Annotated in this window: 2 tRNA genes and 2 rRNA genes; all 4 read right to left on the bottom strand. The window is 51.7% G+C overall.

The features are described 5' to 3' along the window. Positions 1-175 (bottom strand): 23S ribosomal RNA (locus DV520_RS12445); the annotation flags it as partial. A 282-nt stretch (positions 176-457) separates the two neighbouring features. Then, positions 458-534, bottom strand: a tRNA-Ile gene (locus tag DV520_RS12045). Between the two features lie 2 nt (positions 535-536). Further along, a tRNA-Ala gene (locus tag DV520_RS12050) sits at positions 537-612 on the bottom strand. A 115-nt stretch (positions 613-727) separates the two neighbouring features. Next, positions 728-1478 (bottom strand): 16S ribosomal RNA (locus tag DV520_RS12055); the annotation flags it as partial.

The raw sequence follows: 1478 nt of genomic DNA on the forward strand, positions 1-1478 counted from the left end.
GTACGCCTATTTCATTCAACGCACGCTGACAGAGTATTGCTCTGCCGGGTTTCCCCATTCGGAAATCTCCGGATCGACGGTTATTTGCACCTCCCCGAAGCTTATCGCAGCTTGTCACGTCCTTCTTCGGCTCCTGATGCCAAGGCATTCCCCTTGCGCTCTTTTCAGCTTGACCTACTTTCTTGTGAACAAGAAAGGTCTCGCTCTGGTTCTCATTGAGTTCGAATTATGCAGGCTTCAGAGTTCTTTGAAATTGTTCGTGTTACCCTTAAAAAGTTCCACAAAAATTTGTTGTTTCCCTCTGTTGCTTGCTCTTCATACTTTGGTTACTTTGTTCAGTTTTCAAGGTGCGGTTCTGGTCTCTCTCGAAACCAGATTCAAACACTTAGCAATCCTAAATGCTTGAATCTAACTTCAGACTATCCAGTTGTCTCATTTTCATCTTCGTGAAAATGAGTGGTGGGCCCAAGTGGACTCGAACCACCGACCTCACGATTATCAGTCGTGCGCTCTAGCCAGCTGAGCTATGGGCCCATTGGTGGAGATAAACGGGTTCGAACCGTTGACCCCCTGCTTGCAAAGCAGGTGCTCTCCCAGCTGAGCTATACCCCCATCCATCTCCAGGGCGTGCGCCCTCTAAATTAAACAACGTAAGTCGTCACCCCGCACCCAACGTCTGACCTTAGGACACTACAAATAGCCCTCAGACTACTTGAGTTCTCCTTAGAAAGGAGGTGATCCAGCCGCTCGTTCTCGAACGGCTACCTTGTTACGACTTCACCCCAATTATCGAACCCACCTTCGGCCGCGCCCCCCTTGCGGTTAGGCTACGGACTTCGGGTGTTCCCGACTCTCATGGTGTGACGGGCGGTGTGTACAAGGCCCGGGAACGTATTCACCGCGGCATGCTGATCCGCGATTACTAGCGATTCCAACTTCATACAGGCGGGTTGCAGCCTGCAATCCGAACTGGGACGGCTTTTAGGGGTTTGCTCCACCTCGCGGTCTTGCTTCCCTCTGTTTACCGCCATTGTAGTACGTGTGTAGCCCAGGACATAAGGGGCATGATGATTTGACGTCGTCCCCACCTTCCTCCGTTTTGTCAACGGCAGTCTCGCTAGAGTGCTCTTGCGTAGCAACTAACAATAGGGGTTGCGCTCGTTGCGGGACTTAACCCAACATCTCACGACACGAGCTGACGACAACCATGCACCACCTGTCACCACAGTCCCCGAAGGGAAAGAACTATCTCTAATTCCGTCCGTGGGATGTCAAGCCCTGGTAAGGTTCTTCGCGTTGCTTCGAATTAAACCACATACTCCACCGCTTGTGCGGGCCCCCGTCAATTCCTTTGAGTTTCAACCTTGCGATCGTACTCCCCAGGTGGGATACTTATTGTGTTAACTGCGGCACGGAAGGGGTCAGTCCCCCCACACCTAGTATCCATCGTTTACAGCGTGGACTACCAGGGTATCTAA

The sequence above is a fragment of the Evtepia gabavorous genome, from assembly GCF_003425665.1.
Classification (GTDB): domain Bacteria; phylum Bacillota; class Clostridia; order Oscillospirales; family Oscillospiraceae; genus Evtepia; species Evtepia gabavorous.